This window comes from Pauljensenia sp. UMB6358, assembly GCF_030216865.1.
GTDB classification, from domain to species: domain Bacteria; phylum Actinomycetota; class Actinomycetes; order Actinomycetales; family Actinomycetaceae; genus Pauljensenia; species Pauljensenia turicensis_A.
Genome location: NZ_JASOMS010000030.1, coordinates 1 through 550 on the forward strand (window position 1 = coordinate 1; position 550 = coordinate 550).

Annotated in this window: 2 protein-coding genes; both read right to left on the bottom strand. The window is 59.8% G+C overall.

Features of this window, described 5'->3' with window-relative positions:
* Window positions 1–177, bottom strand: a 177-nt coding sequence (locus QP381_RS09705; RefSeq protein WP_369268633.1) for a WhiB family transcriptional regulator, incomplete at its 3' end; no start/stop codon positions are given.
* Window positions 174–550 (bottom strand): hypothetical protein (locus QP381_RS08480; protein ID WP_285068485.1); only part of this gene is annotated, 377 nt, incomplete at its 5' end. The genes QP381_RS08480 and QP381_RS09705, both read right to left, overlap by 4 nt.

Here is a 550-nt window from a genome sequence, read left to right on the forward strand (position 1 = left end):
CCCTATTACAGGGCAGGACGCGCAGACCCTTTTCGCCTCCGCAAACTCATCATGCCTACCGTTTTTGGTATTATTCGTGAACAGCTCCGGTGCCCTCGTGCAGGCCGCGTTTTCTGCCCACTGCCCAGGCAAAGGCAGATCCAAACGGGGATCCAAGCACAAAGTCGAATAACTCATGCTTGCGCCCTTCTAATCAGCTCGTAAACCTCCCGGCCTTTCTCGCTGATCTGCCACAAGCGGACGCGCCGCCCGGCCTTATTTTTCCCGCGCCCGGCCTTTTCTACTAGGCCAATATTTGCGAGTTCGGAGCGGCGGGACCGGTACGAGGACGAGACCGCAGGCGCGTCGTACGCATCCGCATAACAAGCTGTCAGCTGCTCATCACTAATCGGGGCATCTTGATTAGCGAAAATTGCTAAAACCTTGCGGGCGACCTCCCGTGCCGCAACAGCCCGCGCGGCCTCATGCGAGGTTTGCGGGTCCCCAAGCCGGGCGTGCGCCTCCAACCGATCCAGCTTCGCCAACGCCGTTTCCGTAGCAGGCCGCGCAT